The 24,032-nt window shown below is 38.2% G+C and carries 19 protein-coding genes; 15 read left to right on the top strand and 4 right to left on the bottom strand.

Annotated elements, in window-relative coordinates:
- Positions 1 to 182: 182 nt before the first annotated feature.
- Positions 183 to 1,460 carry a phosphoribosylamine--glycine ligase gene (gene purD / locus AC2SLP_RS06475; RefSeq protein WP_486535852.1) on the bottom strand — a complete coding sequence of 426 codons (1,278 nt, stop codon included), beginning with the start codon at positions 1,458 to 1,460 and terminating at the stop codon, positions 183 to 185.
- A gap of 360 nt (positions 1,461 to 1,820) precedes the next feature.
- Here purD and AC2SLP_RS06470 point away from each other — a divergent pair, with 360 nt between their 5' ends.
- From AC2SLP_RS06470 to AC2SLP_RS06425, 10 genes are all read left to right on the top strand, one after another.
- The gene (locus AC2SLP_RS06470) at positions 1,821 to 2,027 is read left to right on the top strand and encodes a DUF2905 domain-containing protein (RefSeq protein ID WP_486535851.1); all 207 of its coding nucleotides are present in this window, start codon (positions 1,821 to 1,823) and stop codon (positions 2,025 to 2,027) included.
- A 317-nt stretch (positions 2,028 to 2,344) separates the two neighbouring features.
- Positions 2,345 to 3,100 carry a methionine ABC transporter ATP-binding protein gene (locus AC2SLP_RS06465; protein WP_486535850.1) on the top strand — a complete coding sequence of 252 codons (756 nt, stop codon included), beginning with the start codon at positions 2,345 to 2,347 and terminating at the stop codon, positions 3,098 to 3,100.
- Between the two features lie 3 nt (positions 3,101 to 3,103).
- Entirely contained in the window at positions 3,104 to 3,787 is a 684-nt protein-coding gene (locus AC2SLP_RS06460; protein WP_486535849.1) for a methionine ABC transporter permease, read from the top strand.
- Between the two features lie 198 nt (positions 3,788 to 3,985).
- Positions 3,986 to 4,870: a MetQ/NlpA family ABC transporter substrate-binding protein gene (locus tag AC2SLP_RS06455; protein ID WP_486535848.1), complete on the top strand. Its 885-nt coding sequence runs from the start codon at positions 3,986 to 3,988 to the stop codon at positions 4,868 to 4,870.
- A gap of 433 nt (positions 4,871 to 5,303) precedes the next feature.
- Complete coding sequence (locus tag AC2SLP_RS06450) at positions 5,304 to 6,230, top strand: hypothetical protein (RefSeq protein WP_486535847.1); 927 nt, start codon at positions 5,304 to 5,306, stop codon at positions 6,228 to 6,230.
- Positions 6,231 to 6,353: 123 nt separating this feature from the next.
- On the top strand, positions 6,354 to 7,526 hold the full coding sequence (gene serC / locus AC2SLP_RS06445) for a 3-phosphoserine/phosphohydroxythreonine transaminase (RefSeq protein WP_486535846.1): 1,173 nt from the start codon (positions 6,354 to 6,356) through the stop codon (positions 7,524 to 7,526).
- A gap of 71 nt (positions 7,527 to 7,597) precedes the next feature.
- Positions 7,598 to 9,448, top strand: a complete 1,851-nt coding sequence (locus AC2SLP_RS06440; RefSeq protein WP_486535845.1) for an extracellular solute-binding protein — start codon at positions 7,598 to 7,600, stop codon at positions 9,446 to 9,448.
- A gap of 293 nt (positions 9,449 to 9,741) precedes the next feature.
- Positions 9,742 to 10,521, top strand: a complete 780-nt coding sequence (gene gloB / locus AC2SLP_RS06435) for a hydroxyacylglutathione hydrolase (RefSeq protein WP_486535844.1) — start codon at positions 9,742 to 9,744, stop codon at positions 10,519 to 10,521.
- 120 nt (positions 10,522 to 10,641) lie between these two features.
- On the top strand, positions 10,642 to 11,712 hold the full coding sequence (locus tag AC2SLP_RS06430) for a microcin C ABC transporter permease YejB (RefSeq protein ID WP_486535843.1): 1,071 nt from the start codon (positions 10,642 to 10,644) through the stop codon (positions 11,710 to 11,712).
- Positions 11,713 to 11,775: 63 nt separating this feature from the next.
- A complete protein-coding gene (locus tag AC2SLP_RS06425; protein ID WP_486535865.1) occupies positions 11,776 to 12,789 on the top strand; it encodes an ABC transporter permease in 1,014 nt (337 codons plus the stop codon).
- Positions 12,790 to 12,957: 168 nt separating this feature from the next.
- Here AC2SLP_RS06425 and AC2SLP_RS06420 read toward each other — a convergent pair whose 3' ends face one another.
- Positions 12,958 to 13,341, bottom strand: a complete 384-nt coding sequence (locus AC2SLP_RS06420; RefSeq protein ID WP_486535842.1) for a hypothetical protein — start codon at positions 13,339 to 13,341, stop codon at positions 12,958 to 12,960.
- Between the two features lie 256 nt (positions 13,342 to 13,597).
- On the opposite strand from AC2SLP_RS06420, the gene AC2SLP_RS06415 reads away from it, so the two are divergent.
- Both AC2SLP_RS06415 and zapE read left to right on the top strand, forming a co-directional pair.
- Positions 13,598 to 14,272: an alpha/beta hydrolase gene (locus AC2SLP_RS06415; protein ID WP_486535841.1), complete on the top strand. Its 675-nt coding sequence runs from the start codon at positions 13,598 to 13,600 to the stop codon at positions 14,270 to 14,272.
- A gap of 67 nt (positions 14,273 to 14,339) precedes the next feature.
- Positions 14,340 to 15,434 (top strand): cell division protein ZapE, encoded by a 1,095-nt coding sequence (gene zapE / locus AC2SLP_RS06410; protein WP_486535840.1) that lies wholly within the window; start codon positions 14,340 to 14,342, stop codon positions 15,432 to 15,434.
- A gap of 235 nt (positions 15,435 to 15,669) precedes the next feature.
- Here the strand turns inward: zapE and AC2SLP_RS06405 are convergent, their stop codons facing one another.
- Entirely contained in the window at positions 15,670 to 16,101 is a 432-nt protein-coding gene (locus AC2SLP_RS06405; protein WP_486535839.1) for a hypothetical protein, read from the bottom strand.
- A gap of 909 nt (positions 16,102 to 17,010) precedes the next feature.
- Here AC2SLP_RS06405 and aceE point away from each other — a divergent pair.
- The 3 genes from aceE to AC2SLP_RS06390 all read left to right on the top strand — a co-directional run bounded on the left by aceE (position 17,011) and on the right by AC2SLP_RS06390 (position 23,130).
- Positions 17,011 to 19,836: a pyruvate dehydrogenase (acetyl-transferring), homodimeric type gene (aceE, locus tag AC2SLP_RS06400; protein ID WP_486535838.1), complete on the top strand. Its 2,826-nt coding sequence runs from the start codon at positions 17,011 to 17,013 to the stop codon at positions 19,834 to 19,836.
- A gap of 60 nt (positions 19,837 to 19,896) precedes the next feature.
- Positions 19,897 to 21,750 carry a 2-oxo acid dehydrogenase subunit E2 gene (locus tag AC2SLP_RS06395; protein WP_486535837.1) on the top strand — a complete coding sequence of 618 codons (1,854 nt, stop codon included), beginning with the start codon at positions 19,897 to 19,899 and terminating at the stop codon, positions 21,748 to 21,750.
- A gap of 381 nt (positions 21,751 to 22,131) precedes the next feature.
- Complete coding sequence (locus AC2SLP_RS06390; RefSeq protein WP_486535836.1) at positions 22,132 to 23,130, top strand: ion transporter; 999 nt, start codon at positions 22,132 to 22,134, stop codon at positions 23,128 to 23,130.
- A 78-nt stretch (positions 23,131 to 23,208) separates the two neighbouring features.
- Here AC2SLP_RS06390 and AC2SLP_RS06385 read toward each other — a convergent pair whose 3' ends face one another.
- The gene (locus tag AC2SLP_RS06385) at positions 23,209 to 24,009 is read right to left on the bottom strand and encodes a TerD family protein (protein WP_486535835.1); all 801 of its coding nucleotides are present in this window, start codon (positions 24,007 to 24,009) and stop codon (positions 23,209 to 23,211) included.
- Positions 24,010 to 24,032 lie beyond the last annotated feature (23 nt).

The raw sequence follows: 24,032 nt of genomic DNA, 5'->3' as shown, positions 1-24,032 counted from the left end.
GTACCATTATAAGATTTATAACTAAATAAGCAGCTTAAATGTTATCAGTTTAACGATGACTATATAAGAGCCTAATAAAAAAAAGAGCTTATCTATAAATTAAATTTAATAGCTATTGGTTTAAATGGCTAACGGTTTTGATAGCTATAGGCGGTTTTAATAGCTATCGGCGGTTTTAATAGCTATCGGTCTAACGCTCTATTACCTATATCTCGGCGATAATGAGCCCCATCGAACTGTATGGAAGCAGTTGTTTTAAGTGCAGTTTGCTGAGCGTTTAAAATTGTATCACCTAACGCAGTAATACAAAGAACACGGCCACCATTAGTGACAATATAATCACCATCTGTTTTGGTACCTGCATGAAATACCTTTACAGTGTCGCTGTCATCCAAGGGCGGCAACCCTGTGATAACATCGCCTTTTGAAGACGTTTCTGGATAGCCTTTTGAAGCCATTACAATACCTAATGCGGCTCGCTCATCCCAATCAGCTTCTGAGGGAAGATTACCTTCAAGACCCAGTTGTATTAATTCGACCAAAGAGGATTTTAAACGCATCATAATTGGCTGAGTTTCTGGATCGCCAAAACGGCAATTAAACTCAATAACGTAGGGGTCATCGTTCTCATCAATCATTAATCCTGCATATAAAAAGCCTGTGTAAGGATGTCCCGCGTCTTGCATGGCTTTGACAACAGGTTTAATCACCCGCGTCATCACTTTATGGTGCACCTTGTTGGTTACCACTGGAGCTGGCGAGTAAGCGCCCATCCCGCCGGTATTAGGTCCTTTATCGTCTTCAAAGGCGCGTTTGTGATCTTGGCTTGAAGCCATTGGTAAGATGTTAGTACCATCAACCATACATATAAAGCTGGCCTCTTCACCTTGTAAGCACTGCTCAATGACTACTCGGCTACCTGCGTCGCCAAACTTATTATCTATGAGCATATCTTCGATTGCTTCGTGAGCCTGTTCTATGGTTTCAGCAATAATAACTCCTTTACCAGCGGCTAATCCATCTGCTTTGATAACAATAGGCGCACCGTTTTCGTTAACATATTCTTTTGCAGGTTCAATGTCGGTAAACCCTTTGTATTTAGCAGTAGGAATGTTATTGGCTAACATGAATTCTTTAGCAAATGTTTTAGAGCCTTCAAGCTGAGCACAGTATTTAGAGGGTCCCCAAGTTGGAATATTCGCTTTTTTACAATCATCAACTAGCCCAGCTACTAGAGGTGCTTCGGGCCCTACAATGATAAAATCCACATTATTGTCTATACAAAAGGTTATGACATCGTCATGGACGCTTGTATCTAATGCTATATTTTGACATTTTGATTCTTCATTGGTACCGGCATTGCCGTTAGCAACATACACAGTGGCGACATTGGTGTCTTTAGCACATTGCCATGCTAATGCATGTTCGCGGCCACCTGAACCAATAATTAAAACATTCATAGATATCCTTAGTTATTGTTGTCGTTATAGTAATTAATACGGTTGTTTAAATAATTGACAACTGGTTTAAAACCAGTTTTTCAAAGTGTTTGCATAAAATTCTATATAAACCTTAATGCGCTTAGTTTAGCAAAAACTCAACATTGCGTGCAGGTTTGTATTTTCTAAATTTGTTACACTAAGCTATATTTAAATTCGCATGAATGCATTTTATAGGTCTAAAACAGTTAGAACTTTGAAAAATCAAAATTAATAATTGTCATTACTTTTATTATGTTTTAGCTATATTAGCCGCATGGTAGTTATATTCGTCATATTGTCAGCCATTAATCCTAAATCATTATAAATGGAGTTGTTAGAATGCCAAAGATATTAATTATTATAGGCGTATTTTTAGTAGCGATTGGCATTATATGGACAATGTTCCCTAGTGCATTATCTTGGTTTGGCAAACTGCCTGGTGACATACGCTACGAATCTGGCAACACGCGTGTCTATTTTCCTATTGTGACTATGATTGTAGTTAGTATAGTGTTTAGTTTATTACTTAATATATTTAGACGGTAGTCCCGCACCTTCTTATAAGCGTAAGCATAAGTATCAGTATCAGTATAAGTAAAAGTATAAGTACAAGTATAAGCTACATACATTAGCGCCCTCCTACCTCTACCTATCTCAAAACGTGCGAAAATAATTATACATCTAAGATTTTACTATAAATATATTCCAAAGCTGAATGACGTTATTAGCCTAAGCTAATGCTATTAAAGGCTTAATATGCTATATTACTGCGTTTCAAAATTGGCCTATTGTATTCAATCAACACAATTGACAGATTTAAATACAGTAGTAAAAAATAGTGTGTGTAGATTAAAGTGTATGCCATGACAGATATGATTGTTCTAAATCAAGTTCATAAAAAATTCCAAACTACAAAAGATGGCAAACAACATTGGTTTACTGCTGTTGAGCCTATCTCATTAAACATCAGGCAAGGTGAGATATTTGGCCTAATGGGATATTCTGGAGCAGGCAAGTCTACCTTACTGCGTTTAATGAATTTACTTGAACAGCCAGATGGTGGGTCGGTGACTATCGATAATAAAGTACTGACTGATATGTCGCCTAAGCAACTGCGGGTAGCACGTCATAATGTGGGTATGATTTTCCAACAATTTAACCTTATGTCCAACCGTACTGTCTTTGAAAATGTCGCATTTAATTTAAATGTAGCCCGCTACCCTAAAGATCAAACTTACGATAGAGTCATGCAGTGTTTGGAGATTGTGAATTTAACAGATAGAGCGAATCATTATCCAGCGCAGTTGTCTGGTGGACAGAAACAACGGGTTGGTATAGCACGTGCCATTGCTTCGAATCCTAAAGTACTATTGGCTGATGAACCCACCAGTGCGCTAGATCCTCAAACGACCCGGGCATTATTAAGTACGCTTAAGGAAGTTAATGAAAAGCTTGGGGTAACTATTGTGATTGTGACTCATGAGATGAGCGTGATTAGGCGCCTATGTCATAGAGCTGCTTTATTGCATGACGGCAAATTATTGGAAGTAGCAGATATTGTGGATAATCAAATAATTGCAAACACTGAAATCGGTCGTGGTTTGGTTGTGGAGGATTGATAAATGTCTGCATTAAGTTTAAACGAAGCAACTGGGCGCTTGTGGGAGCTTCGAGAAGAGATTTTACAAGCTACAATTGATACGTTCATTATGCTGGGTATCTCAACACTTGCAGGGGTGGTAATAGGGGGGTTGTTTGGTATATTTTTATTTTTATCAGGCGACAAACAGTTACTTGAAAATAAGGCTATATATAACATTTTAGGTGCCATTACTAACTTCATGCGCGCATTCCCGTTTGTAATCTTAATGATTGCAATGACACCATTCACAAAATCATTAATTGGTACCAGTATTGGACCAATCGCTGCGTCTTTTGTATTGGCCATTGCAGGCTCATTCTACTTTGCACGCTTGGTTGAGCAAAACTTGCGTGAAGTACCGCGCGGTATTATTGAAGCCACAGAATCAATGGGCGCCACACCTTTTACCATCGTTAAAGTACTATTAACCGAGGCTCGTTCAGGGCTTGTATTGTCCGTGACGATCTTATGTATCAGCTTACTGTCTTTTTCAGCAGCGGCTGGCATGATTGGCGGGGGAGGATTGGGTGATTTGGCCATCCGATATGGTTATTACCGCTACCAAACTGAAGTGATGATTTTTATTGTTCTAATGCTATCCCTATTGGTCGTGGGCATTCAAGGCTTCGGTAACTGGTTAGCGACCCGTCTTGATAAACGATAATAAGTAATTCCGGAATTAAAGATTTTATTAACTTTAAATTTAAAGGCCTCGTTAAAAAGTATTTGATTTTTTAGTTAAAAATACTCACATGATCGTTAAAAATTATCATGAGTTTAGTCATAGGTAATAAGCAACTTTTAAGTTAATATAGCGTCATATTAAATTAGAGTAATCAAATCATAAACTTAAGGATTTAAAATGCAGTTAAGTGCTATTTGTAAACGTATCTATTTATCAGCTGTAATAGCAGGTATGTCTGCTATGGTATTAATCGGGTGTAGTGACAATGCTACCGAAGAAGCGGCCAATGTAGATGGTGTGAATACAGAAAAAACAACCATCGTTATTGGTACAACAGAAGGCGATTTTGCAGATATGGTACGTACTCAAATCAAAGATGATCTTGAGGCTCAGGGCTATACCGTGAAGTTGACTACATTTACCGACTATGTGCGTCCAAACTTAGCATTAGCTGAAGGCGATTTAGACATAAATGTTTTTCAACATAAACCCTATCTTGACACCTTTGCTGCAGAGAACAACCTAGATTTGGTTGAAGTATTCCAAGTACCTACAGCGCCTTTAGGTATATATACTGGTAAAAAATCCAGCTTAGACGATACTTATCAAGGTATGACAGTGTCAGCACCTAATGATCCGAGTAATTTTGCCCGTGCGTTAGTGATGATGGATGATTTGGGCTGGATAACCTTAAAAGATGATATTGACCCGCTAACCGCTTCAAAATCTGATATTGCTACCAATCCCCTAAATATCGATATCATAGAGCTTGAAGCAGCCCAATTACCGCGAGCTCGTGATGAAGTAGACTTTGCTGTCATCAATGGTAACTATGCGACCGACGCGGGTATTGATCTAACCGATGCGCTATTCCAAGAAAAAAGCTTCGCGTATGTCAATTGGTCAGCAGTTAAAGCGGAGGATAAAGATGCTAAGTGGTTAAAAGATGTCACTGATGCCTACAACTCTGATAAATTTAAAGCGTATGCGCATGCAACATTCCCTGGCTATAAATATCCTAAGATATGGGATAAAAACGTAGCCACTGCTGAGGCTCAATAATATTGAACTAATGCGAGGGCGTGTCTTCATTTTTAGCCACATAATCCACTTAAAGACTCGCCCTAGTTTTGTTTTATTAGTCTCACTAAAGAAGAAGACCAAGCTCAATTTGAATTGAACTTGGTCTTTTTAATAAGTCCTTCAATCGGTACATGTTTAAACCATAACCAGTTCAATATGTGCTTACTTTAACCTAAACTATAAATGACATCGTTTATATCGTTTAATCCAATCAAATTTGTTAAACTAAAAAAGTATATCTAATAGATAGTGCATCAATAGACAATGAAATCTAAAATGGTTACCAATCAACCGAGTGCAAGTACTACTATAGTAGGGCGAGCAAGGTTAACATCGTAACCGTTTAGTATTTCGCTGACTATATCTTAAATACAACTATTAATAACTGTTAGCCAAAACGCTTGCCAACCCTATGACGATAACTGAATATACTAAAGATATAGTTACTAAAAATGAGTATCACCATGACGATGCTCATGGCGCTCGCATATCGCCATTAATTGCTCAACAACGCCACATATTGGTATTGATGGGCATTGATGTTTGGGCGAGTACTACCTCAACTACGCAATTTGTTGATGTAGATTCACTTATTTCGGATTTTCAGCCATTAGATGCTCAGTTATCAGATGCACAGCCAACAGATGCACAGCTATCAGATGCTCTGATAGCAAACCATTATAATTCTAGCGCTCCTAATTTAGATAGCGCTACGGATGAAAAGCCTACTCAACCAAACCTATATTCTAACCAAATAGCTACAGAGACTAACTCAGAAAGTGATCATCACTCAAGCATAACAAGCTCGCCTATATTAAATCCTGTTTCTTCTCAAGAAGTTACGGATAAAACTGATTCTCAAAGTCTAACGCTTAGATCAATAGATACAACTGATACCCTTGATGCTCCTAAAACCTTTGACACCCCTGTTTCACGCACTTCGGTGGCACCGTTTGTAGAAGAAATGAGTTTGTCACAAGTGGCACCTTTTGAGGTTGTTGGTGTCAATTATAAAGGCATTATCATATTGGCTGATAATGCTGAAATAAGAGAAACTCAGTTGTCGCAATTATGGGAGAATATAACGTCTTCACTGTCTGTCACTCAACAGAGTCAAAAATTCCCAATTTGTGAAGGTATTACTGATAAAGAAGCGGCCAACGCAAGTGTTGCAGGGTTTATTTTCAAACTGGCTCAAACTGATAATAATAAGGTAATAGCAGCGACTGCGCTACCTGATTGTATTGAAATTGAAGGAATAACTCAGGGTCCTTACCTTAAAGATATGGTTGAGGATGGTGAGAATAAAAGAGAGTTTTGGCAATTTATTAACTCTTAATGGTATAGCTTTAGAATAGTTAAATACATAGCTTAGAACTTGAATGTACGATAATTTATTAAAATGTCAGTTATTAGGGCCACGCCCTAAACCATAATTTCACCTTAATAGAGTTAGCAGCATATGACAAACGATAAATCGAGAAATCTAAAATCTACTATTAACAGCTCATTAGATAGCTCATTAAAAAGCTCTCAACGTGCGCATAATTTTTGTGCTGGTCCAGCAGCGCTTCCAACAGAAGTGTTATTAACCGCGCAAAATGAACTTATAGATTGGCACGGTAAAGGTGTGTCAATTATGGAGATGAGCCATCGAAGTAAAGAGTATGTTGAGGTAGCTGAACAAGCTGAACAGAGCTTGCGCCGGTTGATGCAGATACCCGATAACTATAAGGTTTTGTTTTTGCAAGGTGGAGCGACGCTTCAGTTCTCTGCGATTCCACTCAATTTAATGCAAGGCAAATGGGGTGATGGCTACGCTGATTATTTGACGACAGGTCCGTGGTCAATAAAAGCCATAAAAGAAGCTAAACGCTATAGTGCGTTGGGACTTGGGCAAGTGAATGAAGTGGCCAGCAGCAAAGACAGTAACTATACTACTGTACCAGATACTCAAGACTGGAAATTAAGTAATAATGCTCAATATTTTCACTACTGCGCTAACGAAACGATTCACGGCGTTCAAATTTTTGATCCACCCAATGTGAGTGCGCCTTTAGTAGCCGATATGTCTTCTTGTATTTTATCTGAACCTGTTGATGTTTCAAAGTTTGGGCTTATTTATTCAGGGGCGCAAAAAAATATTGGTCCTGCGGGTTTAGTTATCGTGATTGTTCGAGAAGATTTAATAGGTCAAGCTAGCGACTGGTGTCCTGCCTTATTAGATTATGAGAACCAAGCTAATAAAGACTCCATGCTCAATACGCCAGCCACTTATTCGTGGTATCTAGCAGGGCTTGTATTTAAGTGGCTCGAAGAACAAGGCGGTTTGGAAGCAATGGCCCAAATTAATCGTGAAAAATCAAAGCTTCTTTATCACACCATTGACAATCATGATTTTTATATCAACAAGGTAGATACTAGGTATCGTTCAATTATGAACATTCCTTTCCAGCTTCAAAATAGTGAACTTGATGCGCTATTTCTACAAGAAGCAGCTTCCAATAATTTATTGAATCTCAAAGGTCATAGAGATGTGGGTGGCATGCGTGCAAGCCTTTATAATGCTGTAAGCCTTGAGTCAGTAGAAGCACTATGTGATTTCATGATTAAATTTGCTAAAAAGCATTCTTAATAATCTTATGATGCTGAGCTATTAAGATCAATTGAGATTAGAATGACCTCCCCCCGTTTTTGGAGCATTTAGTGAGAATTAAAAAAATTGATTGGTTCTCAAACAAAGTTTTGATATGTGCTGTCCTGAGTGCAGTGACTTTGTTTGCAGCGCCATCGAGTGCTGAACCGATTACGGTTGAAGCGTTAGCACATAATAGTGAGGCGCAATATGTTACTGCGCCACATCTTCCTTATGCCAACCCTTTAGCGCCAAAGGGTGGGACGTTATCTCGAAGTGCATTTGGTACGTTTAATAGTGCAAATCCGTGGATGACGACGGGCATCGCCATGCGTGGTACCGAATACTTATACGATACGCTCATGACTGGCTCATTAGATGAGTCTTTTGTGATGTACCCGCAGCTTGCTCAAAAGGTTACTTATGATCCTGAGGATACAAGCTGGGTGGTATATCATATACATCCTAAAGCCAAATTTTGGGATGGTTCTCCTGTTACTGCACAAGATGTTGAAGCAACCTTTGATGCTTTATTGAATAAAGGGCTGATGCAAGTTAGAAGTTATCTATCTGCTATTGATAGCGTAGAATCGCTTGATGAGCACCGAGTAAAATTTAACTTTAAAAATGATGATAATAAAGAAGTTTTACTGACAGTGGGTCAATTTCCAGTTTTTAAAAAGGCGTCAGTCGATCAAGACTTTGAAACTTTATCATTAACACCATTGATGGGAAGTGGGCCTTATCAGCTTGAGCGTATCAACGAAGGTCAAAGTGTGGTTTATAAGCGCGACCCCAACTATTGGGGCAATCAAGTGATGGCAAATATAGGTCGTTTTAACTTCGATATCATCAAATACATTTATTATGGAGGAAATGAGACCGCACTTGAAGGATTCAAGGTCGGTCAATATACCTTTCGTGAGGAGAATTCTGCCAGAAGATGGGTAACGGCCTATGATTTCCCAGCTGCTAAAGCTGGGCTTATTAAAAAAGAAGAGATAGCCTCCATGAACCCTGTTGTAATGCAGGGCATTGTTATGAATTTACGCCGAGATATATTTAAAGATATTCGAGTGCGTCAAGCGTTAACTAAAGCTCTAGATTTTGAGCTGATGAATAAGACTTTATTTTACGGTCAATACGAGCGCTTACAAAGTTATTTTCATGGTTCAGAACTGGCAGCAACAGGTAAACCGAGTGATTCAGAGTATGCCGTGCTTAAACCGCTACTGCCAAAGCTTAACAAATTTCAAAAACAAGCGGTTTTAAATGACTGGCAACTGGAGGAGTCAGATGGTAAAGGCTATCACAGAAAGGCATTACTAGAAGCACGCGCAAAGTTACTAGACGCAGGCTTTTATTATGAAAACATGAAGCTTTATCAGCCTAATGGCACGACTGCCAAATTAGAAATACTTATGACCGACAGTAACATGAGCCGCGTTCTGTTACCCTATATTCGCAATTTAAAAAGACTGGGATTTGATGCCTCATTAAGATTAGTTGATATGCCTCAGTACTTAGAGCGCTTGCGGCGTTTTGATTATGATATGATTATGAGTAGCTTCCCGCAAAGTTTGTCACCAGGTAGTGAACAAAGCTATTTGTGGGGTAGTGCGGCAGCAGACGAACAAGGAAACCGTAATTATAGCGGTATTAAAAATGAAGCCATAGATATTATTATAGCTAAGCTCACTTATGCCGACAGCCGTGATGAGATCGTGCTTTATACCAAAGTGTTAGATAGGTTGCTACGTGGTGGCTATTTCATGGTACCAATGTACGGTACAACGCTAACCCGAGTTGCCTATTGGGATAAGTATCGTCATATGGATAAGTTACCAGACAATGCTATAGGTTTGGATTATTGGTGGATAGATAAAACTGCTGAGAAGAAAATAGAAAATTATTTAAATTAATAGAGTTTGCTGTAAAGTGTGTTTGTTTTAAAGCATATTAATTATTTAGAGTACCAATTATAAAGCGTATTAATTATAAAGCGGGCTTGTTCATAAGCGTTTTTACTATATATAGTGTTTGTTATAAATAGACATTTATAAACCGTGTTAGGTAAATAGGTAATTAGAATACTTAACCCTTTAGAAGTTTTAAGCAACTACTTAAATTCTTGCATATGCTAAAATCTCTGGTCTTAAAATAATTGATCTGAACATTAACTACGTATAAAGGTTATAAATTAATAGGATACTCTATGAGCATCATTATTACGCCCATTAAAGCGTTTGAAGATAATTACATCTGGGCATTGGTCAATGATTCCAATAAACAAGCGATTGTTATCGATCCAGGTCAAGCCGAGCCAGTTGCCAAATATCTAGATGACTACGATTTAGAATTAACGGCCATTTGGATTACCCATCATCATGCGGATCATATTGGGGGCGTGGCTGAGCTACGTGAGTTTTATCCCATGACTCATGTTGTTGCTGGATCTGATCACGAAATTAAGCCTGACCAAGTTGTAAAGGAGGGCAGTTCAGTAACCGTATGGGGATTCTCTGCCAAAGTTTGGGCAGTTCCTGGGCATACTAAAAGCCACCTTGCTTATATTCTTGAAAAAGATGAAGAAAAACATGTATTCTGCGGGGATACTTTGTTTAGTGCTGGATGCGGACGCGTATTTACAGGTACGATTGATCAGTTGTTTGAAAGCTTTAAACGTTTTGATAAGCTGCCAGATGAGACGTTGTTTTATCCTGCACATGAATACACAGCGGCAAATTTAAAGTTTGGACTGAGTATCGAACCTAATAATAAATTTATGCAACAAACTTTAGATGAAGTTAATGAGCTCATTGCAGCTGGCAAACCCTCATTACCTGTCACACTCGATCATGAACGTGATGTTAACGTATTTTTAAGAGTCGATAAAGAAAGCGTCATCGAAGGCGTTAAGACATATCAGGTTTTACCAGATTCAAAACCTTTTACAGTATTTAGTGCACTTAGGTCTTTAAAAGATAACTTTTAAATGTTGAATATTTAGCCTATTACCAATTCATCATTCAATGAATAAGTTTTACTTTCAGCTCTTAAATGTTGTTAACTCAATAAGTGTTGCATAGAATAGTTGGTCAAGGAAATAGAGTAAATGGGTCAATACATACTGAAAAGATTACTGCTAATCATCCCTACTTTATTTTTGATTTTGTTAACCAATTTTATTTTGGTACAAGCTGCGCCAGGTGGCCCCGTTGAACAGCAAATTGCACAAATAGAAAATGCCAATTTTACGGGTGAGTCCTCAACCTCAGCTATGAGCGGCAATAATGTTCTTGAGAGCAATAGCTATCGCGGTTCAAGAGGGCTGTCTGATGACATGGTAGCGGCTATTAAAGCGCAATATGGTTTTGATAAATCTGCACCGGAACGCTTCTGGCTTATGCTTACTAATTACGCCAAACTTGATTTTGGTGACTCATTTTTTAAAGGCAAACCCGTAACAGAGCTTATTATTGATAAATTACCTGTCTCCATATCTTTAGGTCTTTGGAGTACCCTGCTTATCTATCTGATTGCAATACCTTTAGGTATTTTTAAAGCCATGCGCAATGGGTCAGGTATCGATAAAGCAACTGCCTTGTTATTGGCAATTGGTCACGCTATACCTGTCTTTGTGTTTGGGGTGATATTGCTGGTGTTCTTTGCAGGGGGTAGCTACTTGCAAATATTTCCGCTCCAAGGACTGGTTTCCGAGAATTTTGATCAACTTAGTTTATTAAATAAAATAAAAGATTATTTTTGGCATTTAACGTTACCACTTATAGCGAGTACGGTAGGCGGCTTTGCGGGGTTAACTTATTTGACTAAGTTTAGCTTTATGGAAGAGCTTTCAAAACAATATGTTCTCACCGCACGCGCCAAAGGTTTAAGTAATAACCAAGTACTATATGGCCATGTATTTAGAAATGCCATGCTCATCATCATTGCAGGGATACCTGCCGCAATTGTCGGCATATTCTTCACCGGTAACTTCTTAATTGAAATTATATTCAAACTTGATGGTTTAGGACTGTTAAGCTTTGAAGCTATTCAGCAACGTGATTATCCCGTTATCTTTGGTACATTGTTCATCTTTACTTTAGTAGGTCTGTTATTGCAGTTGATAAGTGATATTAGCTATCGCCTCATAGATCCTCGTATAGATTTTGAGGGCCGATAGATGCAAACAGTTTCAGAAGAACAGCGTGCGCAGTATGTCGATAATGCAACGATAAAACCTAGCATGTTAAGTCCTATATGGCAGGCACGTTTGGAGCGCTTTAAGAAAAATAGATTAGGGATGATTGCGCTTAGTTTGTTTATGGCAATATTCATTATATGTATGGGCGCAAACTTTGTTGCCAATGACAAACCTTTGATAGTTTCATACGACGGTCAACTCTATTTTCCTGTATTGAGCGCCTATCCAGAAACTGAGTTTGGCGGTGTATTTGAAACCGAAGCGAATTATAAAGACCCAGCCGTGCAATCATTGATTGAATCCAATGGTTTCATGATTATGCCGCCCATCGAGTTTGCAGATCAAACGCCAAGCGTTGAAATAGCACTGCCATATCCCGCCCCGCCTAATGCGCAAAACTGGCTAGGGACTGATGACACAGGGCGTGATGTATTAGCACGTATACTGTATGGATTACGCATTTCCCTATTATTTGGCATTGCACTGACCGTTGTTGGTTCGTTGATAGGGATAATGGTCGGAGCATTACAAGGTTATTTTGGTGGCTGGATTGATTTAATAGGTCAACGTTTTATGGAGGTGTGGGCAGGCTTGCCGCAACTGTTTATGATAATAATATTAGTCAGTTTATTCAGCCCCAGTATGTGGGTGCTCTTTGGATTGATGTTATTGTTCGGTTGGATGAGCTTAGTCGGACTGGTTCGGGCAGAGTTCTTAAGAGCAAGAAACTTTGATTATGTAAGAGCGGCGCGTAATTTGGGAGTTTCAGACTATCGGATCATGTTAAGGCATATTCTACCTAATGTATTGGCTTCAAGTTTATCACAGTTGCCCTTTATTCTAACAGCAAACATCATCGCCTTAACTTCATTAGACTTCTTAGGGTATGGATTACCGCCAGGGTCGCCCTCTCTTGGTGAATTGATGACTCAAGGTAAAAACAATTTGGATGCCCCGTGGTTGGCATTATCTGCATTTTTTAGCCTAACCATTGTGTTGTCTTTACTAATATTTATTGGTGAAGCTTTAAGAGATGCCTTTGATCCAAGACGCTAATAGAGTAGTATCACTGCAAAGATTCTATGTGTAAGTAGCAGCTATTTAAATTTAGCTACGAACAATTAACTGCTTATCAAGAGCTGTTACTTATTAATAGCTGCAACGTTTAAACAGCTTATAGCATTAAACAGCTAATAATTCGTATTATTTACTAACTATAAACTGTTATTGGCAACGAAACGTAATGGTATATTCATAATCATCATCACGAGATAAATCGGTTTTGCCAGTTCCTAAAACTACGCCCGCTATCGCGCCAACTTGATCAATCATACGGCCCGTGCGTTCATCGAATACACCATTGTATTTTAGATCGTCTTCAACGATGATAGCTTGGCGTGAACGGCACGTTTTTTTAGCACTATCTAATGCATGTTCTTGCGCTTTAACTTTAGTTTGACCTATACCAGTCGTTTCAAATGTAGAATTAGCACGTTGTATCACTGGAGCTGAGGGTGTCGATTGACAGCCAGATAATACAATAGTGGTGCAAACCGCTATCGTAGAAAGTTTTAATGTTGCAAGCGTATGCTTAAATTCATATATCATAGTCAAAATACCTCAATGTTGAGTTAAAATCAGCTTAATGCCATTATTATAATATGGCATAGAGTTTTATTTATATAAATAGTGTTGAATTATTAATGCAGCATAGTTTCGAATAAATATTTTCGATGAGACATCACTTAATAGTAAATAGGTTTTTATAAACTTGTACCAGTAACAGAGAGTAACCATTCCTAATCTAAAGCTTTGGTAATATAGTTGGCTTTAATTTATTTAAATCATTCAAGTAAACGATATTATGGCAAATAAAATTAAAAAAGAACTTATTGAAGGGCCAGTAGGTCATTTAGAAGTAGAAGCTTTGTGGCAAAATGATAATCCTAATGACCCAGACACAAAGGTAATTGCCCTTTTATGTCATCCAAACCCTCGTTTTGGGGGCACTATGAAGAATAAAGTAGTGACGACAATGTTTAACTTTGCTCGTGATGAAGGAATGCACGTCATAAGGTTTAACTTCAGGGGCACGGGTAAATCAACTGGTGAACATGACTTTGCTAAAGGTGAGATTGAAGATGCCATGGCTGTATTGCAGTGGGCGTATTCTAAGACATCTGCCCGTAAATTATGGCTGGGTGGGTTTTCCTTTGGGGGTTATGTTGCCGCTAGAGTTGCTGAGCAAACGATGGTCACGCCGCATATTTGGGGGCTAAGTGATATGACGCTTATTAAGGTCGTCTTGATGGCACCATCGGTAGAAAGTAATGATGCATCAGATGTTATGTTACCTACTCAAAAAACCATTCAAATTTATGGCGATGCAGATGATGTCATTGACCCCGATATCATGCATAAATTTGCTGATAAAAAGCAAATTCAAACGTATGTTATTAAAGGGGCCAGTCATTTTTTCCACGGTCAACTGACTGATATCAAAGACTTATTAGAACGCCATGCCCGATATACCCCATAGCTGCACCTATCAAGGGCATACTGAATATTTTACTTTTACTACAAAAAAAAATTACGGTAATTTAACCATGAATAAATCCCCATTAGAGAGATATAAAGCTGCCGTTGCCACCGATGAATTTAATCATGATCCAATCCAACAAGAGGCTATGGAATATCTTGATGAGGTGTATAACAAGCTCATAGAGAATTCAGGCGAGAAAAAAGGATTATTTGGACTGTTTAAATCTGCGCCAACTCCGCCCAAAGGGCTATATATGTGGGGCGGGGTAGGGCGGGGAAAAACATGGATGATGGATATGTTTTTTGAAGCTGTACCTATAGAGCGAAAAATGCGCATGCATTTTCATCATTTTATGCAAAGAGTGCATAAAGAGCTTAATAAACTGCAAGGAAGTAGTGACCCACTTGAAAAGGTTGCAGACATTATTCACGGCGAGGCAGTTCTTATATGCTTTGATGAATTTTTTGTATCAAATGTCTCTGACGCGATGATTTTGGGCGATTTGTTTACCATGCTGTTTAAACGTGGCATAACCTTAGTTGCAACGTCTAATATTGAACCATCTGGACTATATAAAGACGGACTTCATCGTGACCGCTTTATGCCAGCGGTGCATGAGCTTGAAAAACACACCACAGTAATGAATATTGATTCAGGTATTGATTATCGACTACGACTATTGCAACAAGCTGAGCTATATGTCAGTCCTCTTACTAAAGAAAATAGTCACTGGCTTGCAAACCGCTTTACCTCAATAGCGAATAATCAAAAAATCTCAGAAGATCCTATAGAAATTAATGGGCGTCAAATTACGATCAATGCACGTACAAAAACCGTCTTATTTTGTGACTTTAGACAGTTATGTATGGCGCCGCGTTCTGCGAATGACTTTATCGAGATTGCCAATAATTTTTCAACTGTATTGGTTGATAATGTACCGGCTTTAAACGATTTACTACGAGATCCGACACGCCGATTTATTTATATGGTTGATGAGTTTTATGATCGCCGCGTTAAGTTGTTGGTAAGAGCGGAGCAATCAATTTTAGAGCTTTATGACGGTGAAAAGCTAGCTTTTGAAATTGAAAGAACGCGATCTCGTTTGCTTGAAATGCAATCAGAGGATTACTTAAAATTAGAACATCGTTTAGATACTTAATAAACCTGACTCAATATGCCCGACTCAATATGCCCGACTCAAATAGTATTCAAATACAGTTATTACGATTTAAAAGCTTGGCTTATTGACTTATTTGGCAGTGGTTCAATTTGGCGGTAGATATAATTAACTATTGTTTTGATTAACAGCTGTTTTTAAATAGCTTCGATTCAAATACTTTATTTATCCATTTGTTGTATGTTCTATGGTTAATTATAATTTTTAATAGGACGTTCTATTTAACGATTGTGTTAAAAGCGACATCGATGGACTTACGAGGAGGAATATATTTTATGTTCCATCGTAGAGATTTGTAGTCTGAAAATGGTGTTTCCTCAAGTTTGCCATCCACAAGTCTCATTAAAGGTATGTCCATATAGTTTCGATAATCTATGGAGCCTTGCGCACTTAGTGGAAAAGCTTGACCTGTGAATTCAGTATTGGTAGGAATAGGTATGGTTACGGAGGTGTTCCTTAGAGCATGATTGTGTGTGTTTTGATAAGTCGCTTTGTATTGAATAATGGCACCAACGTTTGCAGTTCGTACTGGCACATACACCATTTTTCCGTCGGCATTTTCAACCAGTTTGTTTGCGGTGATGACCATATCTAATGCTTCAACTGAATAAGCAGCATTAGAAAAAGCAACACCAATAGTTAGTGCCATGCATCGATATAGTAATTGACTATTTATAGTTGAATTAATGTGTTCAAATTTGTCCATCGTAAAATATCTATGCAACAAAAAACTCCTTTTTTATGTATTTCACATCCAAATTTGGCTCATTATCAAACTTGTTTTATTAATATGCAAAATCTTTATGAAATATTATCTATAGCCGCGAAATTACATAGTCGGGGCGAGGTTACTAAAAATTATTCTGTTAACCTCGCTTAGCCGACCCATTAGTATTTGCATTAAGTTTCATTGTATTTTTTAATAGCTCGAAGAATTTAGTCTTCAATAATACGTAAGTTTAATGCCACTACCAATACAAACCAATTAATGAATCATCTACTGTAAAATTAAAGTTAAATTTATTCATATTTAAATTATTGTCCTTAAATATTAGCGCAAAGTTAATACAATTACATCTAACTTTTTTATAATTACAATAAATTTTCATTATTTCTTAAATAAATGAATAACTTTTTATCATTTCTATGGGTTGATAGCATTGCTTCAATATTTGACGTTATACTAATAACGAATTACAACTGTTAACTCAACCTTGAGATAGGTAAGTTTATACTTATTAAAGGGTCTGGGTGAATATGGTAAAAATTTAAAGAGTTAGTAATTTGAAATGATTAGAAGTAGTTAAATGTAAATGGTCTTAAAATAGAACTTAAGTATATTAGCAGAGATATGATCAACTATTATTATCACTCGATATAAACTCGACTTTAAGCACTATACACATTAATAGGTAATTGACTTACAAGAACCAACTAAAAATAAATTAGTTTAAAAAACTATCTTATAAAAAAATTAATTTGTGACCTTTAACCAAACTTAACTTGTGCCTAACTAATATAAAGGCGAGCAAATAATATAAGCCAAGGAATATTAATTATGAATTATTATAACGATGTTGATAGCAACGAAACCCAAGAGTGGCTTGATGCTTTTGAATCTGTTATCAAGCATGCTGATAAAGACCGTGCACAGTTTTTATTAAAAGCGTTATATAACATGGCGGTTCAAGAAGGATTACCTTTTAACCGCCTTGATACTGCATATTTGAACACCATACCTGTTGAAGACGAACCTATTTATCCAGGGGATTTGTCTATTGAGCGTAATATCAGAGCTTTAATACGTTACAACGCATTAGCAATGGTGATGCGCGCCAACCAAAATGAAGATGATCTCGGTGGCCACTTAGCAACTTTCGCATCTAGTGCGACCTTGTATGAGACAGGGTTTAATCACTTCTTTAGAGCAGCGAGTGATCATTTTGGTGGGGATATGGTGTATTACCAAGGTCATTCGGCGCCAGGTATCTACGCCAGATCCTATTTAGAAGGACGTCTAACTAAAGAGCAGGTCGTTAATTTTAGACGTGAAGCAGATGGCAAAGGGTTATCAAGTTATCCGCATCCTTATTTAATGCCTGACTATTGGCAATTCCCAACGGTTTCGATGGGGCTGGGTCCTATCATGTCTATCTACCACGCGCACGTACATAAATATTTAATTAACCGTGGTCTTTTAAAAGAGGAAGGTCGTAAAATATGGACTTTCTTAGGTGATGGTGAAACGGATGAGCCTGAAAGCTTAGGGGCAATTTCACTTGCAGGACGAGAACGTCTAGATAATTTAATCTGGGTCATCAACTGTAATTTGCAGCGTCTAGATGGTCCTGTTCGTGGTAATGGCAAAATCATACAAGAGCTTGAATCTGTATTTAGAGGCGCGGGCTGGCGAGTTATTAAAGTTATATGGGGTGGCCGCTGGGATAGCCTATTAGATAAGGATGAGTCAGGAGCTCTCAAAAAACGTATGGAAGAAGTGGTCGATGGCGAGTATCAATTATATGAAACCCGTGATGGCGGATTTGTTCGTGAGGCATTTTTTGGGAAATATCCAGAACTCAAAGAGATGGCAGACAAATATCTAACAGATGATGATATCAGACGTCTAAACCGCGGTGGCCATGATCCTATCAAAGTCTATGCCGCCTTTAGTGAAGCAATGAAAACTCAAGGTCAGCCTACCGTAGTATTGGTTAAAACTGTGAAAGGATATGGTCTTTCATCTCAAGCTCAAGCGGTCAACAAAGCGCATCAGATCAAAAAGCTTGATCAAGAAGGATTAATGTACTTTAGAGATAGATTTCATCTGCCCTTTACAGATGAAGATTTAGAATCCCTACCTTTTTATCGTCCTGATGAAGACTCTGCTGAAATGAAATACCTACGTGGACGCCGTGAAGCTTTGGGCGGACATCTACCTAATCGGCGTAGTGGGCATATTCCCTTAGACATTCCAGAGTTGTCAATGTTTGACAGAGTACTTAAAGGGAGTAATGGTAAAGAGCAATCTACGACCATGGTGTTTGTACGCTTATTGGGTATGATGCTTAAAAACAAAAACATTCAAGACAGAGTTGTACCTATTGTTCCTGATGAGGCGCGAACATTTGGTCTTGAAGGTATGTTCCGTCAGCTTGGTATTTACTCTTCTGTCGGGCAAAAATACACCCCAGAGGACAATGATGCTTTAATGGGCTATAGGGAAGCTAAAAATGGTCACATGCTAGAAGAAGGCATTAACGAAGCTGGCGCGATGAGTGCATGGATTGCGTTAGCAACCAGTTACTCTATTAATGCTCTACCTATGATTCCTTTATATATTTATTACTCCATGTTTGGTTTCCAACGTGTGGGCGACCTTGCTTGGGCCGCGGGTGATTGCCAAGCTCAAGGTTTCTTATTAGGGGGAACGGCGGGTAGAACGACATTGAATGGTGAAGGTTTGCAGCATCAAGACGGTCATTCTCATATATTATTTAGCACCGTACCTAACTGCGTGTCCTATGACCCATGTTTTGGTTATGAGCTTGCAGTCATCATTCATGATGGACTGCGCCGCATGTACGCTGAAGGTGAACGAGTGTATTACTACATAACCCTAATGAATGAGAATTATGAACATCCTGCTATGCCTGAGGGCGTAGAAGAGGGCATTAAGCGCGGTATGTATTTACTTGAATACAATAGCAATGAAAATGCACGAACCCATGTTCAGCTATTAGGGTCGGGTGTCATATTGCGAGAAGTACAGAAAGCTGCACGTATTTTGTTAGATGAGTTTAATATCAGTGCCAATGTTTGGAGTGTTACGAGCTTTAATGAATTAACACGTGAAGGTATGGCATGTGATGACTATAACCGATTGCATCCAATGGAAGAGGAAAAAGTACCTTGGGTCACTGAGCAATTAGCCAAACATGAAGGCGTTGTGGTCGCAGCGACAGACTATATGCGCAATTTCTCAGAGCAAATAAGAGGATGGTTGCCTGATAATCGTCCATACACTACCTTAGGAACGGATGGGTTTGGTCGTTCTGATACGCGTGAAAATTTACGTAGTTTTTTCCATGTCAATGCTGAACATATCGTCGTAGCTACCTTGAAATGCTTAGCAGATGAAGGTGAAGTAGATATGCGTTTGGTTAAAGATGCTATTACAAGCTTAGGCATTGATGTTGACCAGCCTCCAGCATGGCAGCCTCAGCCTCAGTACGATCATTTCCCTGATGCGCCTGCACCTGATGAAGACGAAGTGAATCCTAATCCAGTTCCTGATTTGGTAGAAGAAGACGATGATGAGATTGATAACGAGGGTAAAGCTGAAGATCTAGCGGACGCTGAGTTATTGGATGATGATAAATAAAGCTATTTAAATAATTATACCAATAGGCTGGAATAATAACGATTACGCTGGAGATAAGACATGGAAATTAAAACCCCAGATTTAGGTGTTGAAAGCGCCGAGGTAAGTGAAATATATGTATCAGTTGGTGATGTTATTGAAGTAGATGATAATATACTTTTGCTTGAGTCGGATAAAGCAGCAGTTGAAGTACCAAGTACAACAGCTGGTAAAGTAACACAAGTTTTAGTGTCAGAAGGTGATTCAGTCAGTGAAGGTAGTGTTCTAATAGAATTAGAAGAAAGTGCTGACTTAGACTCTGAGGCTGACTCTAAAGATATCAATGACAATAGTGATTTCAATAGTAATGAAAATGACTCAGTAAATGACTCTGAAGATAAAGTTGATGAGCAAAATAAAGGCTCAATAAGTACTCATAACACAATGTCAGATGTGAATGATAGTAATGAAACCGTTTCAGAGTCATCACTGCAAGATCAGTCTGAAAGTAAAACTTTTGCTTTACCCGATTTAGGTGTAGAGGAAGCCGACGTTGCAGAAATTATGGTCAGTGTTGGTGACTCTGTAGAGTCTGAACAATCTTTACTACTAATTGAATCTGATAAGGCGTCTGTAGAAGTGCCTTCACCCGCTTCTGGCACTGTGGAAGAGATTCTAATAGCGGATGGCGATAGTGTCTCAAATGGACAAGATTATATTGTTATAAAAGTAAGGGGCAGCGCTGCTGATGACAATGAATTATCTTCAAAAGAATCTTCTAAACCATCCTCCAAAGAAACTGCAAAAGAGAGCGATAAAAAGGGAGGTTCTGATTTAGACCAAGCAGCTGATGCGAACTCTAAGCCTACTCAAGTAGGCTATGGTGACTCAACGTCTAAGAACAAAGAGGTTAAGACGTTTTCTGGCACTAATACTTCTGGCACCGATAAAGGCACTAGATCGGGTGGTTCGCATAAATTGAGCGAACTAGAGGTGAATGCTAAATTAACAGATGTGTATGCGGGTCCAGCTGTGCGTAAATTGGCACGTCAGTTAGGCGTTGATATCACACAAATTGAAGGATCTGCTCTTAATGATCGTATCGTTAAGGAAGATTTATTTAATTATGTGAAAACGCATATGGTCGATACGAATGATACCGGTTCGAAATCTTCATTAAGCCGTGAGAGTTCGGCTTTGCCTAAGCTTCCTGATATGAGTAGGGAGGAGATTTGGGGCGAAATTGAAACCATAGACTTAAGCCGTTTGCAAAAAGTCTCAATACCTCAGTTAACCTACAATACGTACTTGCCGCAGGTGACACAGTTTGATTTATCTGATATTACTGAAACTGAAAAACTGCGTAAATCGCTCAAAGCTGAGTTTAAGTCAGAAGGAATTGGGCTTACCATTCTTGCATTCATTGTTAAAGCTACTGCTTATGCGTTGATGCAGCATCCTAAGTTTAATAGTCATCTAAGTGATGACAACACACAGATTCATATTAGAAAAACCGTTAATATTGGTCTGGCAGTGGCAACGGATGATGGTCTCATAGTCCCTGTTATCAAAGATGCGCAAACTAAAGGCATTAAACAAATTGCCGTTGAAATTGGCGAATTAGCTGTCAAAGCACGTGATAAAAAATTAACGGCGAAAGAGTTGCAAGGTGCAAGCTTTACTATATCTAGCCAAGGTAATCTTGGCGGCACTTACTTTACGCCTTTGGTGAACTGGCCACAAGTTGGTATTTTGGGTATATCTGAAGCGACTATGCAGCCTCGCTGGAACGATGATAAGCAGAAATTCAAACCGCGTCTGATGCTACCTCTGTCTTTATCTTATGATCATAGAGTCATTAATGGTGCAGATGCTGCAGTTTTTACTAGATACATCGCAAGCTTACTTTCAGATCCTAGACGCATATTATTGTAATGATATAAATAGCAGTACTGGTCAGTAGGTAGAAGATTTTAGTGATTAAATTATGGCTTTATCAATAAAGCTATATATGAGTTAACCTATAAAAGTAAAATTACTAAATTTAACTATCCTAAATGTTTTTACGTCAGCCTATAATTATTAAACTGATCGATATTAAAGTTCTTTTATCATGACCCTAATCGCTATTGGCGGTTAGGGTTTTTATGTCATAAATTAGTAAAAACTCTAAGGCTACTCTATAATAAAATGAATGATATTTATTATTAAATAGTTTCAACTTGATAATGTAACGTTTATTTTATTAAGTAATTAACGTTACCAGCTTTACCCACATAATCATTAACTCTAAAAATAGATAAGCCAAATATCAATATGATAAATAACAAACTATATCAACAATTTAGAGAGTCCGTTTACGATATTATTGAAAATGATGCTTATCAAACTCCATTAAGTAAATATGTAGACAAGTTTTTAATATTATTAATATTACTCAATGTATCGGCGGTTATTGCAGAATCAGTGGACCGAATTTATTTTCCGCATCAACATTTTTTTGAAGTATTCGAACAGTTCTCTATTGCTATTTTCACTATGGAGTACTTATTACGACTATGGTCGGTAGTTGAGGAAAAAGGTGTTGATGCTCATCCAAATTTATCAAATTGGCGCAAAAGATGGATCTGGATACGTAGTCCTGGCGCTATTATTGACATCATATCTATCTTACCTGCATTTATAAACTTCTTCGTTACTGTCGATTTACGATTCTTACGTGTTTTAAGATTATTTAGACTCTTAAAATTAACCCGCTATTTCACAGCGATGAGAATTTTATTGGTGGTATTGAGTAAAGAAAAAGAATCGTTTAAAGCGGTTGTTTTTATTTTAATCATTATGATAGTAACGGCTTCAAGTGGCATATATGTGGTAGAAAACCAAGCACAGCCTGAGGTATTTGAGTCTATACCCAAATCTATGTGGTGGGCGGTTGTAACATTAACCACGGTAGGCTACGGTGATGTAATTCCTGTTACCACACTGGGTAAGTTCTTAGGTTCCGTTATCACTATATTGGGGGTAGGTTTAGCCGCATTACCTGCGGGTATTTTAGCCTCTGGTTTGGCATCAGAGCTCGAACAACGCCGTGAGCTTCTTGAACAGCGCTTTAAGGAGATGTTAATTGAAGATGAATATATTGACTTAATTAAAGACAAGTATCAAATTGAACGCTTGAGACGGGAAGTTGGGCTCGATAAAGACCAAGCCGAAGAAGTTATAACCCAGCTATTACGAGATCAAGAGTATGAGTTTAAAATAGCGGAAATCGACAAAAAGAACTATTGCCCTCATTGTGGCGAGCATTTATAGCGTCGAGCATATACATAATTGCCCAATTAGGATTGACCAATTTAAATTAACCAAATAAGATTGAACAACTAATTTAACTTAAGCCCCATATAATCTTATAAGCTCTGCATGCACCTGATTCTCAATGTTATCCATATCAGAGCTACTTAAAGGCATATTCTTTATCGTGAATCTCCAATCATCAAATTCGCGACTTAGTAATGCCACGCACAGAGCGACTTTGCTTGATACAAGCAGTTTGAGGTCATAGGAATATATCTCATTACCTTCATCATCACTGATATAAATATTGCCTCGATCGATTTTATTTAAGGCATGGTTCTTATAAGACGAGACAACAAACGCAATATGTGTGGCAGCGCTGCCAAGCCTAGATAAGCGCAGCTCAATAGTTTCAACATCTATATTACGATCAAGCTTTGCAGCATCGCCTCTATCATTCCCATTCAAACTGTCCCCCTGGTGGCGAATAGCCCCTGAGATATCACGTAATTTTTTAAACCATATCGTATCTAAAATTTTTAATTCTTTATCAAAAACCAAACACGATAAATCCAAATCCATGTTCTCTGTTTTACCTTTGATTTTATTAAGGATACCAGACTTGGCAACTTTGGTATTTTTAAAATTTAATCCAAACAACAACGTGCTGTTATGGATAGGTAATTCGCATAATAAGCTTGAAGTATTATGCGTGTCTATTAAAGTTTCAGTAGGTTTTTCATCAGCCGTATTTGTAGAGAGATCAGTAGCGGGTTCTATCGGTTTATCAACTGTTACTCCATCAGCCTGAGGGTTATTAATCATAAGGCTTGGATCAGAAGTATGCTGCGGTTTGACACTTTTATTGGTGTTTAGGGTGGGGTTTGAAGCGTCCAAGTAAAACTCCCTAATATGGTCGT

The sequence above is a fragment of the Psychrobacter sp. CX21 genome (assembly GCF_057396255.1).
This window is presented reverse-complemented; position numbering and strand designations above follow the sequence as displayed.

Excerpts from the sequence above, each read along its gene's own strand:
- AC2SLP_RS06430 (WP_486535843.1), top strand. The coding sequence starts at position 10,642 with ATGGGTCAATACATACTGAAAAGATTACTGCTAATCATCCCTACTTTA.
- AC2SLP_RS06460 (WP_486535849.1), top strand. The coding sequence starts at position 3,104 with ATGTCTGCATTAAGTTTAAACGAAGCAACTGGGCGCTTGTGGGAGCTT.
- aceE (WP_486535838.1), top strand. The coding sequence starts at position 17,011 with ATGAATTATTATAACGATGTTGATAGCAACGAAACCCAAGAGTGGCTT.
- AC2SLP_RS06470 (WP_486535851.1), top strand. The coding sequence starts at position 1,821 with ATGCCAAAGATATTAATTATTATAGGCGTATTTTTAGTAGCGATTGGC.
- AC2SLP_RS06455 (WP_486535848.1), top strand. The coding sequence starts at position 3,986 with ATGCAGTTAAGTGCTATTTGTAAACGTATCTATTTATCAGCTGTAATA.
- AC2SLP_RS06390 (WP_486535836.1), top strand. The coding sequence starts at position 22,132 with ATGATAAATAACAAACTATATCAACAATTTAGAGAGTCCGTTTACGAT.
- zapE (WP_486535840.1), top strand. The coding sequence starts at position 14,340 with ATGAATAAATCCCCATTAGAGAGATATAAAGCTGCCGTTGCCACCGAT.
- purD (WP_486535852.1), bottom strand. The coding sequence starts at position 1,460 with ATGAATGTTTTAATTATTGGTTCAGGTGGCCGCGAACATGCATTAGCA.
- gloB (WP_486535844.1), top strand. The coding sequence starts at position 9,742 with ATGAGCATCATTATTACGCCCATTAAAGCGTTTGAAGATAATTACATC.
- AC2SLP_RS06420 (WP_486535842.1), bottom strand. The coding sequence starts at position 13,341 with ATGATATATGAATTTAAGCATACGCTTGCAACATTAAAACTTTCTACG.
- AC2SLP_RS06450 (WP_486535847.1), top strand. The coding sequence starts at position 5,304 with ATGACGATAACTGAATATACTAAAGATATAGTTACTAAAAATGAGTAT.
- AC2SLP_RS06425 (WP_486535865.1), top strand. The coding sequence starts at position 11,776 with ATGTTAAGTCCTATATGGCAGGCACGTTTGGAGCGCTTTAAGAAAAAT.
- AC2SLP_RS06405 (WP_486535839.1), bottom strand. The coding sequence starts at position 16,101 with ATGGCACTAACTATTGGTGTTGCTTTTTCTAATGCTGCTTATTCAGTT.
- AC2SLP_RS06465 (WP_486535850.1), top strand. The coding sequence starts at position 2,345 with ATGACAGATATGATTGTTCTAAATCAAGTTCATAAAAAATTCCAAACT.
- serC (WP_486535846.1), top strand. The coding sequence starts at position 6,354 with ATGACAAACGATAAATCGAGAAATCTAAAATCTACTATTAACAGCTCA.
- AC2SLP_RS06395 (WP_486535837.1), top strand. The coding sequence starts at position 19,897 with ATGGAAATTAAAACCCCAGATTTAGGTGTTGAAAGCGCCGAGGTAAGT.
- AC2SLP_RS06415 (WP_486535841.1), top strand. The coding sequence starts at position 13,598 with ATGGCAAATAAAATTAAAAAAGAACTTATTGAAGGGCCAGTAGGTCAT.